This window comes from Escherichia sp. WS568, from assembly GCF_046486085.1.
Lineage (GTDB): Bacteria > Pseudomonadota > Gammaproteobacteria > Enterobacterales > Enterobacteriaceae > Escherichia > Escherichia coli.
In genome coordinates this window covers 260,449-273,732 of sequence record NZ_JBJQMC010000001.1, presented here as the reverse complement: position 1 = coordinate 273,732, position 13,284 = coordinate 260,449, and the positions used below count along the sequence as shown (strand labels likewise).

General features: G+C 47.2%; 11 protein-coding genes. 5 read left to right on the top strand and 6 right to left on the bottom strand.

All coding sequences use genetic code 11. The annotated features are described in order from the left end of the window. Position 1: 1 nt before the first annotated feature. The 4 genes from dgcJ to yeaG all read right to left on the bottom strand — a co-directional run bounded on the left by dgcJ (position 2) and on the right by yeaG (position 6,625). Positions 2–1,492 (bottom strand): diguanylate cyclase DgcJ, encoded by a 1,491-nt coding sequence (dgcJ, locus tag ACJHWR_RS01315; protein WP_000766137.1) that lies wholly within the window; start codon positions 1,490–1,492, stop codon positions 2–4. Between the two features lie 180 nt (positions 1,493–1,672). After that, positions 1,673–3,148, bottom strand: coding sequence for a GGDEF domain-containing protein (locus ACJHWR_RS01310; RefSeq protein WP_000621397.1), 1,476 nt, complete (start codon positions 3,146–3,148; stop codon positions 1,673–1,675). A gap of 146 nt (positions 3,149–3,294) precedes the next feature. Further along, entirely contained in the window at positions 3,295–4,578 is a 1,284-nt protein-coding gene (locus ACJHWR_RS01305) for a YeaH/YhbH family protein (RefSeq protein WP_000219675.1), read from the bottom strand. Between the two features lie 112 nt (positions 4,579–4,690). Next, positions 4,691–6,625: a protein kinase YeaG gene (gene yeaG, locus ACJHWR_RS01300; protein WP_001019882.1), complete on the bottom strand. Its 1,935-nt coding sequence runs from the start codon at positions 6,623–6,625 to the stop codon at positions 4,691–4,693. Positions 6,626–7,060: 435 nt separating this feature from the next. Here yeaG and mipA point away from each other — a divergent pair, with 435 nt between their 5' ends. Beyond that, a complete protein-coding gene (gene mipA / locus ACJHWR_RS01295) occupies positions 7,061–7,807 on the top strand; it encodes a scaffolding protein MipA (protein WP_000163771.1) in 747 nt (248 codons plus the stop codon). A gap of 89 nt (positions 7,808–7,896) precedes the next feature. Beyond that, positions 7,897–8,751 carry a methylglyoxal reductase YeaE gene (gene yeaE, locus ACJHWR_RS01290; protein ID WP_012311901.1) on the top strand — a complete coding sequence of 285 codons (855 nt, stop codon included), beginning with the start codon at positions 7,897–7,899 and terminating at the stop codon, positions 8,749–8,751. A gap of 50 nt (positions 8,752–8,801) precedes the next feature. Here the strand turns inward: yeaE and ACJHWR_RS01285 are convergent, their stop codons facing one another. Together ACJHWR_RS01285 and gapA are read right to left on the bottom strand one after the other, a co-directional pair. Then, positions 8,802–9,686: a D-hexose-6-phosphate mutarotase gene (locus tag ACJHWR_RS01285; RefSeq protein ID WP_012311737.1), complete on the bottom strand. Its 885-nt coding sequence runs from the start codon at positions 9,684–9,686 to the stop codon at positions 8,802–8,804. Positions 9,687–9,769: 83 nt separating this feature from the next. Further along, complete coding sequence (gapA, locus tag ACJHWR_RS01280) at positions 9,770–10,765, bottom strand: glyceraldehyde-3-phosphate dehydrogenase (protein WP_000153502.1); 996 nt, start codon at positions 10,763–10,765, stop codon at positions 9,770–9,772. A 341-nt stretch (positions 10,766–11,106) separates the two neighbouring features. On the opposite strand from gapA, the gene msrB reads away from it, so the two are divergent. The 3 genes from msrB to ACJHWR_RS01265 all read left to right on the top strand — a co-directional run bounded on the left by msrB (position 11,107) and on the right by ACJHWR_RS01265 (position 13,280). After that, complete coding sequence (msrB, locus tag ACJHWR_RS01275; RefSeq protein WP_001284618.1) at positions 11,107–11,520, top strand: peptide-methionine (R)-S-oxide reductase MsrB; 414 nt, start codon at positions 11,107–11,109, stop codon at positions 11,518–11,520. 41 nt (positions 11,521–11,561) lie between these two features. Then, positions 11,562–11,834 carry a YeaC family protein gene (locus ACJHWR_RS01270; RefSeq protein WP_001046790.1) on the top strand — a complete coding sequence of 91 codons (273 nt, stop codon included), beginning with the start codon at positions 11,562–11,564 and terminating at the stop codon, positions 11,832–11,834. Positions 11,835–12,203: 369 nt separating this feature from the next. Continuing rightward, entirely contained in the window at positions 12,204–13,280 is a 1,077-nt protein-coding gene (locus ACJHWR_RS01265) for a zinc-binding dehydrogenase (RefSeq protein WP_000645203.1), read from the top strand. Positions 13,281–13,284: the final 4 nt, after the last annotated feature.

Sequence of the window (13,284 nt, the reverse complement as noted above, 5' to 3'; positions counted from 1 at the left end):
ATCATGAACGGCTGTTTTTGTTCTGCTTATTGACATATAAACGCTCATCGGAAGCTTTATACGCATCATGTAACGTATCGTTTTCTTTCATCGCGTAAATACCGGAAGAGAAGCCGATCTCTTTCTGCGGCGCGATATGTTGCAGACGTTTTTCGATACGTTCAGGCAGTTGTGCTGCAATTTGCGGTGTCGAATCGACAAGAATGATGCAGAATTCATCGCCACCGAGTCGGATGGCATAATCACTTTTACGAATCGATTGTTTAATCGCCTGAGCTAATAACGTAATCGCTAAATCCCCCTCCTGATGACCAAGGGTGTCATTTATTTGCTTTAACTTGTCCATGTCAATTGCAATAAACATCACCGAAGAACCGGATTGCACCAGTTTCTGCAACCGCTGCTCCAGTTCAGGGGTTAAAATTTTGCGATTATAGAGTCCAGTCATCGCATCACTAATATTTTCTCGCGACACATTTTGGTATAAACGGAAGTGCATCCGCACCATATTCAGCAAAATTAACGCCGTCAAAATCCAGAACAGAACGCTTTTCCACGAAGACGTGATAAAGTAAAGAATATCAATGGATAACGAGACACGAATGCCGCCCGGTAAGTCATGGACGTAACTGACATACTGGAACAGATTATCTTCGCTCTGGTTGATGATAATGTCGCGCCCCGAATCGGTATCAGTTAGCGTGACATTGAGAAAACGCCAGAGGAGAGGGCGGTCATGAGTGTAAAAGATATTCCGCAGATTGTTTTTGTTAATATCCAGCAGCACAATCCCTTTTAGCTGCCCTGCGACATATACCGGCGTCAGCAAACTCATCACGTTCTGTTTAGTACGCTGATCCTGGTAAATGCTCGATAATACGGTACGCCCGGTAAATACCTTTTCAATATCTTTGCGATCGATGCCAATACTTCCTGACTGCAGGAAGGACCAGTTATTCATCGCAAAGTACTCAACATTAACCGGCTCATAAAAATAGACATAGCGGTCATTGAGATCGAGATAATAGTGAAATTTCTCTTCGGCCATCCCAAGACCTGAACCGTAATCATCCTGGTGGCGGTTGCCTTCCACTGCCTGATCAAAAGCGGGTAATAGTGCAGCAGCTTCCACAATTGTGTCGCAGTCAGTGGATGCGGTTTGTAGTGTGCCGCGTAAGCCAGGGTATTTATGGGCAGTCAGGTTTAAGCCATGGGTATTATTGGCAGACTCAAAAGCCTCGCAGATGGCTCGCCGCTGTTCTGGCGACACTTCCGACTGCTCAGCAGCGAGAGCGCGCATCACATGCGCGGCAATACTCTGATTCTGATACTTATCATAAAGAAAGGAGGAGTCTGCTCTCTGCACGATATAGCGCAGATAGGCACTCATTGCTCTGTCACTGGCGACAAGTTCAAAAATAAGGAAGGAAGATGTCAGCACAATGACACTTGCGGCGATAAAATGCCGGAGCATTCTATGGTGCAATTTCATGATAAATGGCACTCCTTCGGTTAGTGAAACGAGAAAACCAGATAAAGTTCGATTGCGGCCTGGCACAGGGGCGCTAATTATACTCATCTCTGCGCCGCTGGGGAGGGGAAATTTAGGGGTAATAGTAATAAATTGTATGCAAAAGCCACGCAAAAAGCATGGCTCTGAATATTTTTGCACTTAAATATGATGAATAATCACTTTGTTGCCCCCCTCGCTTTTCGCTTCGCGTAAGGCTTTATCTGCTTCCGTCATGACAAGCGAGATATTATGCGTGTCACCCGTTGAAAAAACCGTGCCAATACTGATGGTCATTTGTTCAGGAACATCATATCTGTTACTAAAGCCGGTCAGGAGTTCGACATTTTTACGCATACGTTCCGCAATGATTTTTGCCTGGGCACTATTGAGTTCGGTAAATAGCAAGCCAAACACCTCACCCTCCAGTCGCGCTAAAATATCATCGGGGCGGATGCTTTGCTGGATAATATCGACAATTGATACCAGCACTTTATCACCCACACGATGTCCCCATTGGGCATTGATGCGTTTGAACTGATTAATATCAACCAGCATGACACAAAAGTCCTTAACAACAGGTCGCGACAATAATGACTCTACGCTGTTGAAAAAGTAGCGCCGATTATAAATATTGGTCAGCACATCATGAACTGCCAGTTTGCTGGAGAGTTGCAGTTCCTGAAAAATGTTATAAATCAGAAAAGACACAACAAACAGTTTACTGGAAACTTCAATCCCGCGACTGATATACCAGATGGTGTAATTATACTCATCCAGAGTCAGTAGAAGTAAGTTGCAGCATAGCGATGCCAGACATAATAATGCTATTAACGGCCATAGTTCGCTGGCTAATCGTGTACGCATGATAATAAAGAACAGTAAAAATGCCCACAAACAAACCAATATTTTTGTATAGTTGATTCCCCAGGTCGCAGTATGGTTGTCCGGACAGTAATCGACGACATACAAAGAATAGTCAGCGTTATAACTACTCAGATTGTGTGCCAGAAGGGGAAAAACTAAAAAAGGAATCAGCGCCAGCAACAGAATGCCAGTTTTTTTCTTATTGTTGTCAAGGATGTTGTCTTTCCCATAACAAAAGAGCGCCAGCGAGGTTAAACAAATGAAACTGAGTTGGCGGAAAATATAGAAAATAGAAACATCATTCGACTTTGTCTGGATCAGTGTACTGCCGTTGATTGGTTTATGGATAATTACAATGGTTTCAACTAAATAGATAAGGCCACTTAAAAATGCAAGGCTTAAAATGAGTGTTGGTAAAATTTGTTTGTTAGTGAAATACTTCATTAACATGAAAAGAAAAATGACGGCGTTAAGGAAAAACAAAGCCACAACAACCATCAGGTAATTCATCTGTGGGATGAGTTTTACATTCGTGTTTTCGTTATATAAAGTAGTAATGCAAAATAAAATTAACGTCAGCAATAAGCTGAAAACAAAAAAGCCTTGAGCTTTTAATTTTTGTGTACCCATAGAAGCCATAAAAAGGAGAGCAATGTGAGTGCTGGATTTTATTGATGGCAGAGATATATAGTTTTGACCAGGATCAATTTTCGTTGACGATAAAAAATAATTAAAGAATAACCCCAGGGAAATACGTGTTGACCGAATCATTTTTCCGAATGATTGTTTTCTGGAACTAAATTGTGTAAAGGTTATGCTGTCATATTTAAAGCGATTGTAAGCTAATGTATGTAATAAATGAGATAATTTACAGTGAGCTAAAAATCAGCCAGGCGATAATGACCCGGCTGACAGTTTTAGTCTTTAGCTGTTGCATTTTGTTTATGAAACAGTTCACGGAACACCGGATAAATATCATCCTGGTCGCGGATATGCTGCATCGCAAAGTTGTCGAAAGTAGATTGCAGATGCTCATATTCTCGCCACAGTGTCTGATGCGCGCGACGTGTAATTTCGATATAGCTGTAATAACGAACGACGGGTAATATTTTTTTCGCCAGAATTTCATGGCAAAGCGGAGAGTCATCGGCCCAGTTATCGCCGTCTGATGCTTGGGCTGCGTAAATATTCCACTGTGCCGGGTTATAACGCTCTTTCACTACCTCATCCATCAGTTTCAGGGCGCTGGAAACAATGGTGCCGCCAGTTTCCTGCGAGTAGAAAAACTCATGTTCATCGACTTCTTTCGCCTGAGTATGGTGGCGGATGTAAACGACTTCCACGTTCTTATACGTTCTGCTAAGGAACAGATACAGCAGAATATAAAAACGCTTAGCCATATCTTTAGTGGACTGATCCATTGAACCCGAAACGTCCATCAGGCAAAACATCACTGCCTGGCTGGAGGGATCGGGCCGTTTTTCGTAGTTCTTGTAACGTAAATCGAAGGTGTCAATGAAAGGGACGCGTTCAATTTTGGCACGTAATTCTGCAATTTCTTTGCGCAGACGTTCCTCTTCCAGCAGTTGCGCAGGTTCACTGTTGCTGATGATGGCCAAATGCTCTTCCAGCGCATGAAGTTCCCGCCGCTTGCCCGCCGTCATGGCTGTGCGTCGTGCCAGTGAGTTCTGCAATGAACGCACAACGCTGATATTGGCCGGAACGCCGTTAGCGGTATAACCCGCACGATGCGTTTTATATTCGGTCAGCTGGCGTTGTTGGTTTTGTTTCAGATTCGGTAAGGCCAGATCTTCAAAGAGCAGATCAAGATACTCATCTTTCGAAATCTGAAAGACAAATTCATCCTGACCTTCACCATCCTGGCTGGCCTGGCCCTGACCACTGCCGGAACCTCCGCCGCCACCCTGGGGACGTTCAATTCGGTCGTTCTGGACGAAATGGTCATTGCCCGGATGCACGCGGTGGCGCAGACCGCCACGCCCCTGATGAAACATCGGTTCGCTAATATCTTCCGTGGGAATGGATACGGACTCGCCGCTGTCGACGTCAGTCACCGAACGCTTATTAATGGCCTCGGAGATCGACTGTTTAATTTGCGCTTTATAACGGCGTAAAAAACGCTGGCGATTCACCATGCTTTTGTTTTTGCCGTTCAGACGCCGGTCAATAAACCAGGTCATATGCCCCCCGTACTACATTTGCCAACGGTATGCTACGCCTGTGTTGCCGCTTCTCTGGCCCACGGTTCGCTGTCGTTGTAGGCCCGGTAGCATGTGTACCGGGCCAGGGTTGTTAAGACGATTTACGTACGCGCAAATACCATTCGCACAGTAAACGCACCTGTTTACGGGTGTAGCCTTTTTCCATCATACGGTCGACAAAGTCGTCATGTTTCTTCTGCTCGTCGGTTGACGTTTTGGCGTTAAACGAAATAACCGGCAACAGCTCCTCGGTATTGGAGAACATTTTCTTCTCAATAACCGTGCGCAGTTTTTCATAGCTGGTCCAGTTCGGATTGCGTCCGCTGTTATTCGCTCTGGCGCGCAGTACGAAGTTAACAATCTCGTTGCGGAAATCTTTTGGATTACTGATCCCCGCCGGTTTCTCGATTTTCTCCAGCTCGGCGTTAAGAGACTCGCGGTCAAACAACTGCCCGGTATCCGGATCGCGATACTCCTGATCCTGAATCCAGAAATCCGCGTAGGTAACATAACGGTCGAAAATGTTTTGCCCATATTCGGAATAGGATTCAAGGTAGGCCGTCTGGATCTCTTTGCCGATAAACTCGGCATATTTCGGGATCAGATAACCTTTCAGGAACTCCAGATAGCGTTCTGCCTGCTCTTGTGGGAACTGCTCGCGCTCGATCTGCTGTTCCAGGACGTAGAACAGATGGACCGGGTTTGCCGCCACTTCTACATGATCGAAGTTGAACACGCGGGAGAGGATCTTAAACGCAAAACGCGTCGACAGACCGTTCATCCCTTCATCGACACCGGCGTAGTCACGATATTCCTGATACGACTTGGCTTTGGGATCAGTGTCTTTCAAACTTTCACCATCATAAACCCGCATCTTTGAATAAATGCTGGAGTTTTCTGGCTCTTTCAGACGCGAAAGAATAGAAAAACGTGACAGCGTTTCCAGCGTGCCAGGGGCGCAGGGGGCGTGAGTCAATTCACTGTGATTAAGCAATTTCTCGTAGATTTTGATCTCTTCGGAAATGCGCAAGCAATACGGCACCTTCACGATGTAAACACGGTCGAGGAAGGCTTCGTTGTTTTTGTTATTACGGAAAGTGACCCATTCGGATTCGTTCGAGTGCGCGAGAATAATCCCGTTGAACGGCAGGGCGGAGATACCTTCCGTCCCGTTGTAGTTACCTTCCTGGGTGGCGGTTAACAAGGGATGCAGCACTTTTATCGGTGCTTTAAACATCTCGACAAATTCCATGATCCCCTGATTGGCGCGGCACAGCGCACCGGAATAGCCGTAGGCGTCCGGGTCATTCTGCGCGTAGTGTTCGAGTTTACGAATATCGACTTTCCCTACCAGGGCGGAGATGTCCTGGTTGTTCTCATCACCGGGTTCCGTTTTGGCGATAGCAATTTGTTGCAGAATTGACGGCCAGACCTTCACTACCCGGAACTTAGTGATATCGCCACCAAATTCATGCAGGCGTTTTGCCGCCCACGGCGACATGATGGTGCCGAGATAACGGCGAGGAATGCCATACTCTTTTTCCAGAATCTGCGCATCTTCCTGCGGATTGAAAAGACAGAACGGATGATCGTTGACCGGGCTCCGCTCACCGTTAGCGCTTAATACATAGATCGGCACGAGCTGCATTAATGATTTCAGTCGTTCAGCAAGCGATGATTTACCCCCACCCACAGGCCCCAGCAGATACAGGATTTGTTTCTTCTCTTCCAGCCCCTGAGCCGCGTGTTTCAGATAAGAGACAATCTGTTCAATCGCGTCTTCCATGCCGTAAAACTCTTCAAACGCCGGATAACGTGCAATGACCCGGTTAGAAAAGAGTCGAGAAAGTCTGGGTTCCTGGGCTGTATCGACCATGACAGGCTCACCAATAGCCATCAATAGCCGCTCAGCCGCGTTGGCATAAGCACTGCGATCTTGCCGACAAGTGGTAAGAAACTCCTGCAGTGTGAACTCTTCGTCCTTGGCAGCTTCATATCGCTGGCGATAGTGATCGAATATATTCATGGTATGCCGTCCTTTCGTTTTTTAGCACAGGTTAAGAGCCGTTCATATGAATAGTAGAGGCTCCCGGAAGAGGTAAACTGAACGACGTCTCTTGCTAAAACACAGCAACTCTCATGCCATTTTATCGACGATGAGAACAACGTGCCCGGTGATACACCTTCAAAATTAAGCGTAGATGGCAAATGGAAAACTTGCCTGCACGGCTTTCTTAATTTCAATGGCATATCAACAACTCATCCATAAATTTTGCATAATTAATGTAAAGACCAGGCTTGCCGGTAACGCTAAATTCATTTGGCTGTAAGCGTGGTGTCATCTGCGTCAGGAAAATTAAACAGTTACTTTAAAAAATGAAAACGTAAAAAGGTTGGGTTTCGATGTATTGACGGGTAAACTTTGTCGCCCGCTAAACATTTGTTTAAGGAATGATTAATTGTGACCAAACTCAAACTTCTGGCACTTGGAGTGCTTATCGCAACGTCTGCAGGCGTAGCGCACGCTGAAGGTAAATTTTCCCTGGGCGCAGGCGTAGGTGTCGTTGAACACCCATATAAAGATTACGATACCGATGTTTACCCAGTACCGGTAATCAACTATGAAGGCGATAACTTCTGGTTCCGTGGCTTAGGTGGTGGTTACTACCTGTGGAATGACGCAACGGACAAACTTTCAATTACCGCTTACTGGTCGCCGCTTTACTTCAAAGCTAAAGACAGTGGCGATCACCAAATGCGTCACCTGGATGACCGTAAGAGCACCATGATGGCTGGTCTGTCTTATGCTCACTTTACCCAGTACGGTTACCTGCGTACCACCCTGGCTGGCGATACCCTGGATAACAGCAACGGCATTGTCTGGGATATGGCCTGGTTGTATCGTTACACCAACGGCGGCCTGACCGTGACTCCGGGTATTGGTGTGCAGTGGAACAGCGAAAACCAGAACGAATACTATTATGGCGTATCGCGCAAAGAGTCCGCTCGCAGCGGTCTGCGTGGCTATAACCCGAACGACAGCTGGAGCCCTTACCTGGAGCTGAGCGCCAGCTACAACTTCCTCGGCGACTGGAGTGTTTACGGTACCGCGCGCTACACCCGTCTGTCTGATGAAGTTACTGACAGCCCAATGGTGGATAAATCCTGGACTGGCCTGATTTCTACCGGGATCACCTACAAATTCTGATAATGCATCTTTCCAGGGCATTTTGTGCATAAAAACAGGGCGTCATGCCCTGTTTTGCATTACGGTGGTGCAATACCTGGGAGGAAGCAATGCAACAAAAAATGATTCAATTTAGTGGCGATGTCTCACTGCCAGCCATAGGGCAGGGAACATGGTATATGGGCGAAGATGCCAGTCAGCGTAAAACAGAAGTTGCTGCACTACGCGCGGGCATTGAACTCGGTTTAACCCTCATTGATACCGCCGAAATGTATGCCGATGGCGGTGCCGAAATGGTGGTTGGGGAAGCATTAACCGGCCTGCGTGAGAACGTCTTTCTCGTCTCTAAAGTCTATCCGTGGAATGCTGGCGGGCAAAAAGCGATAAATGCATGCGAAGCCAGTTTACGCCGTCTCAATACTGATTATCTCGATCTCTACTTATTACACTGGTCTGGCAGTTTCGCTTTTGAAGAGACTGTCGCAGCGATGGAAAAATTGATCGCCCAGGGAAAAATCCGCCGCTGGGGCGTTTCTAACCTTGATTATGCCGATATGCAGGAACTCTGGCAGCTGCCGGGGGGGAATCAGTGTGCCACTAATCAGGTGCTTTACCATCTCGGTTCACGAGGGATTGAGTACGATCTACTTCCCTGGTGCCAGCAACAGCAGATGCCGGTGATGGCTTACAGTCCGTTAGCCCAGGCCGGGCGGTTGCGCAATGGGCTGTTAAAAAACGCGGTAGTCAACGAAATTGCACATGCTCACAATATCAGCGCGGCACAAGTATTGTTGGCGTGGGTGATCAGTCATCAGGGTGTGATGGCGATTCCAAAAGCGGCCACGATTGCCCATGTCCAACAAAATGCGGCTGTGCTTGAGGTCGAACTTTCATCAGCGGAATTAGCTATGCTGGATAAGGCATATCCGGCACCAAAAGGAAAAACTGCGCTGGATATGGTGTGATGTTGATACGTGCCGGATGCATCGCACCCGGCACACAACATTAACGCAAATTAACGTTTCGCAACGCGAATGGATTGCGCCAGATGTGCAGGTTTCTCTTTGGTGACTTTTTGCGTTTCTGAGGCGTAAGCTGTTTCTACACAAACAAAGGTCTTGTAGCCATCATCCGGCATATCGCCCATGCTAACTGAAAGCGCCGGTCCTGGGTTCCAGCCTACAACGTTCAGATGATGCTGGTGGCCTACGGCGATAATACGATTCAGCGCTTCGTCATTAATTACGCTGCAATCTTGCGGATTCAGATACACGCGATCGGTACGGTCAGGGAAGGTCTGAATACCGTCGGTCAGTACATCTTCTTTCGCGTCATTCACTTTATCAATGAAGCGATCGCCCAGTCCACTGACGCTTACCTTAGTGATATCACCCACGTTAAAGTAGGTATGCAGGGCAGAGGTGGTTTCAAATTCGCCGTGTGCTTCAAGATCGATTTCACAGGCTTTACCCACGCGGAAATGCGCTAATAGCGTAAAGTCGTGTAGCCAGAATTTTTTCGTCTCTTCGCTTTGTGTCAATTCAAAAGTCAGCGCTACGCCATCAGCATCTTCACGATGTGATTTCAGCGTCCACGGCAGGTTGCGGGCAAAACCGTGCGCAGGCAGACCTTGTTGTGCAGCCGGACCAAACCACGGCCAGCAAACCGGTACGCCACCGCGAATAGCGACGCCATTTTTGAACGGTGTGTTATTGCTCAACCACAGAACTTCTTCTTCACCCGCAGGTTTCCATGAGAGAAGGTGTGCGCCCTGTAATGCAAAAGAGGCTTTTACCTGGGGATGATCGACCACAATGAGGTCCAGTTCATCCAGTTTACGACGGGAGAGGACAGGGGAGATTTGTTCGATGACCGGAAGGGCAAAAATTTTCTTAATCATGACGCAGTCCTTTAACTTCATTTTATCAGGTAAAAAAAAGAGCGACCGAAGTCGCTCTTTTTAGATCACAGTGTCATCTCAACTTATTTGGAGATGTGAGCGATCAGGTCCAGAACTTTGTTGGAGTAACCGGTTTCGTTGTCGTACCAGGATACCAGTTTCACGAAGTTGTCGTTCAGAGCGATACCAGCTTTAGCATCGAACACGGAAGTGCAAACTTCGCCGTTGAAATCGGTAGATACTACGTCATCTTCGGTGTAGCCCAGAACGCCTTTCATTTCGCCTTCAGCAGCAGCTTTAACGGCAGCTTTGATCTGCTCGTAAGTTGCAGCTTTTTCCAGACGAACGGTCAGGTCAACTACGGATACGTTCGGGGTCGGAACGCGGAACGCCATACCAGTCAGTTTGCCATTCAGTTCTGGCAGTACTTTACCTACAGCTTTAGCAGCACCGGTAGAGGACGGGATGATGTTCTGGGAAGCACCGCGGCCGCCGCGCCAGTCTTTGTGAGACGGGCCATCAACGGTTTTCTGAGTAGCGGTAGTAGCGTGAACGGTGGTCATCAGACCTTCGATGATGCCGAAGTTATCGTTGATAACTTTAGCCAGCGGAGCCAGGCAGTTGGTGGTGCAGGAAGCGTTGGAAACGATGTCCTGACCAGCATATTTGTCGAAGTTAGCGCCTTTAACGAACATCGGAGTGTTGTCTTTAGACGGACCAGTCATAACCACTTTCTTCGCACCAGCGGTGATGTGTTTACGAGCAGTTTCGTCAGTCAGGAACAGACCAGTTGCTTCAGCGACAACGTCAACACCAACTTCGTCCCATTTCAGGTTAGCCGGATCACGTTCAGCGGTAACACGGATTTTTTTACCGTTAACGATCAGATGACCGTCTTTCACTTCAACGGTACCGTCGAAACGGCCGTGAGTGGAGTCATATTTCAGCATGTATGCCATGTAATCAGCGTCTAACAGGTCGTTGATTGCAACGATCTCGATGTCAGAACGTTTCTGAGCAGCACGGAAAACAATGCGACCGATACGGCCAAAACCGTTGATACCTACTTTGATAGTCATATATTCCACCAGCTATTTGTTAGTGAATAAAAGGTTGCCTGTAAAATTACAAAAACCTTACGCAGCGTCAAGCGGAATCGTGTCAATCATTGCGACAAATCAATCCTGTGCCTAAGCATTACGCGACTGACTCGCCTCACTCTTCCTTTGGGCTTGAGACCACATGGGGTCGGCGTCCCGAATTTTAAAGGGCAATTACGATAAAAATGTGATTTTCATCACGATTTAGGTGCAGCCATTTCGTCGAGATCAAGTTTAGGACAAAATTTTGCCAGTTGGTGTTAATGTTTTGTTAGAATCAGTCACGTAATGTGAGCACGATTAAAGTGAGATGTGAGCAAATGGCTAATAAACCTTCGGCAGAAGAACTGAAAAAAAATTTGTCCGAGATGCAGTTCTACGTGACGCAGAATCATGGGACAGAGCCGCCATTTACGGGTCGTTTACTGCATAACAAGCGTGACGGCGTATATCACTGTTTGATCTGCGATGCCCCGCTGTTTCATTCCCAAACCAAGTATGATTCCGGCTGTGGCTGGCCCAGTTTCTACGAACCGGTGAGTGAAGAATCCATTCGTTATATCAAAGACTTGTCACATGGAATGCAGCGCATAGAAATTCGTTGCGGTAACTGTGATGCCCATCTGGGGCATGTCTTCCCCGACGGGCCGCAGCCAACGGGCGAACGTTATTGTGTTAACTCTGCCTCTTTACGCTTTACCGATGGCGAAAACGGCGAAGAAATCAACGGTTGAAAAAACGATTCAGCAACTTATTCCACAGGAGCGGAAAAATTATGAATCTTGATGACATTATCAACAGCATGACGCCTGAGGTATACCAGCGTTTGTCGACCGCCGTTGAATTGGGGAAATGGCCTGATGGCGTTGCGTTGACCGAGGAACAAAAAGAGAACTGCCTGCAACTGGTGATGCTGTGGCAAGCCCGCCATAATACCGAAGCACAGCATATGACAATTGACACAAATGGTCAGATGGTCATGAAGAGCAAACAACAGTTAAAAGAAGATTTTGGTATCTCAGCAAAGCCAATTGCCATGTTTAAGTAAGTGGTTTGTCCCCTTTTTGCCGCGGTTATAAAGGGGATAGCCAACAATAACCCCACGACTCATCTCAATTATCTCGTCACGACCAGGCAAAGCCCCAGTCCGGTCTCTTGCAGTCGCGTTCACGCCTGAATGACTTCTCCTGAACTTAAGTCTCAGACCTATTTGGCCGGTAATCCCTCTCAAATTTGCTCATTTTGCGTTCCGCCTTCCATCAACCTGTAACAGCTCCAGCCATTTTCTGCGTAATTGTGATCTGAGTTGTAAAACGCAGATCATTATCTGTGTTTTACAGATTTAATGTTGACCTCAAAAATCATGTGGGTAAGTATGATGACCATCTAAGCAAAACAAAACACAGAGGATGACGCAATGAAAGCACTGGCTCGGTTTGGCAAAGCCTTTGGCGGCTACAAGATGATCGATGTGCCACAACCCATTTGTGGCCCGGAAGATGTCGTGATTGAAATTAAAGCCGCGGCAATCTGCGGCGCAGACATGAAGCACTACAATGTCGATAGCGGTTCTGATGAGTTTAACTCTATCCGCGGCCATGAGTTCGCAGGTTGTATTGCGCAGGTTGGTGAAAAAGTCAAAGACTGGAAAGTGGGGCAACGCGTCGTGTCAGATAACAGCGGTCACGTCTGCGGCGTTTGTCCGGCCTGTGAACAAGGTGATTTTCTGTGTTGTACAGAAAAAGTAAACCTTGGTCTGGATAACAATACCTGGGGCGGTGGTTTTTCCAAATATTGTCTGGTTCCTGGTGAAATTCTCAAAATTCATCGTCATGCGTTGTGGGAAATCCCTGATGGTGTTGATTATGAGGACGCAGCCGTACTTGACCCTATCTGCAATGCCTACAAATCCATCGCGCAGCAATCGAAATTCCTCCCTGGTCAGGATGTAGTCGTCATCGGCACTGGCCCACTCGGACTGTTCTCCGTACAAATGGCGCGGATTATGGGGGCGGTAAATATCGTCGTCGTTGGTCTACAAGAAGATGTGGCGGTCCGCTTCCCGGTTGCAAAAGAACTGGGTGCGACGGCAGTAGTAAATGGTTCTACCGAAGATGTGGTGGCACGCTGCCAGCAAATTTGTGGCAAAGACAATCTGGGGCTGGTGATTGAATGCTCCGGTGCCAATATCGCATTGAAACAAGCCATCGAAATGCTCCGCCCGAATGGGGAAGTGGTACGCGTTGGAATGGGCTTCAAACCTCTTGATTTCTCGATTAATGACATTACCGCCTGGAACAAAAGCATCATTGGGCATATGGCCTATGACTCCACCTCATGGCGTAACGCTATCAGGCTATTAGCCAGCGGCGCTATCAAAGTCAAACCGATGATCACGCATCGTATCGGCCTGTCGCAATGGCGCGAAGGGTTTGATGCGATGGTCGATAAAACCGCAATCAAAGTGATCATGACTTACGACTTTGATGAATAACTAC

Excerpts from the sequence above, each read along its gene's own strand:
- dgcJ (WP_000766137.1), bottom strand. The coding sequence starts at position 1,492 with ATGAAATTGCACCATAGAATGCTCCGGCATTTTATCGCCGCAAGTGTC.
- ACJHWR_RS01310 (WP_000621397.1), bottom strand. The coding sequence starts at position 3,148 with ATGATTCGGTCAACACGTATTTCCCTGGGGTTATTCTTTAATTATTTT.
- ACJHWR_RS01305 (WP_000219675.1), bottom strand. The coding sequence starts at position 4,578 with ATGACCTGGTTTATTGACCGGCGTCTGAACGGCAAAAACAAAAGCATG.
- yeaG (WP_001019882.1), bottom strand. The coding sequence starts at position 6,625 with ATGAATATATTCGATCACTATCGCCAGCGATATGAAGCTGCCAAGGAC.
- yeaE (WP_012311901.1), top strand. The coding sequence starts at position 7,897 with ATGCAACAAAAAATGATTCAATTTAGTGGCGATGTCTCACTGCCAGCC.
- ACJHWR_RS01285 (WP_012311737.1), bottom strand. The coding sequence starts at position 9,686 with ATGATTAAGAAAATTTTTGCCCTTCCGGTCATCGAACAAATCTCCCCT.
- gapA (WP_000153502.1), bottom strand. The coding sequence starts at position 10,765 with ATGACTATCAAAGTAGGTATCAACGGTTTTGGCCGTATCGGTCGCATT.
- msrB (WP_001284618.1), top strand. The coding sequence starts at position 11,107 with ATGGCTAATAAACCTTCGGCAGAAGAACTGAAAAAAAATTTGTCCGAG.
- ACJHWR_RS01270 (WP_001046790.1), top strand. The coding sequence starts at position 11,562 with ATGAATCTTGATGACATTATCAACAGCATGACGCCTGAGGTATACCAG.
- ACJHWR_RS01265 (WP_000645203.1), top strand. The coding sequence starts at position 12,204 with ATGAAAGCACTGGCTCGGTTTGGCAAAGCCTTTGGCGGCTACAAGATG.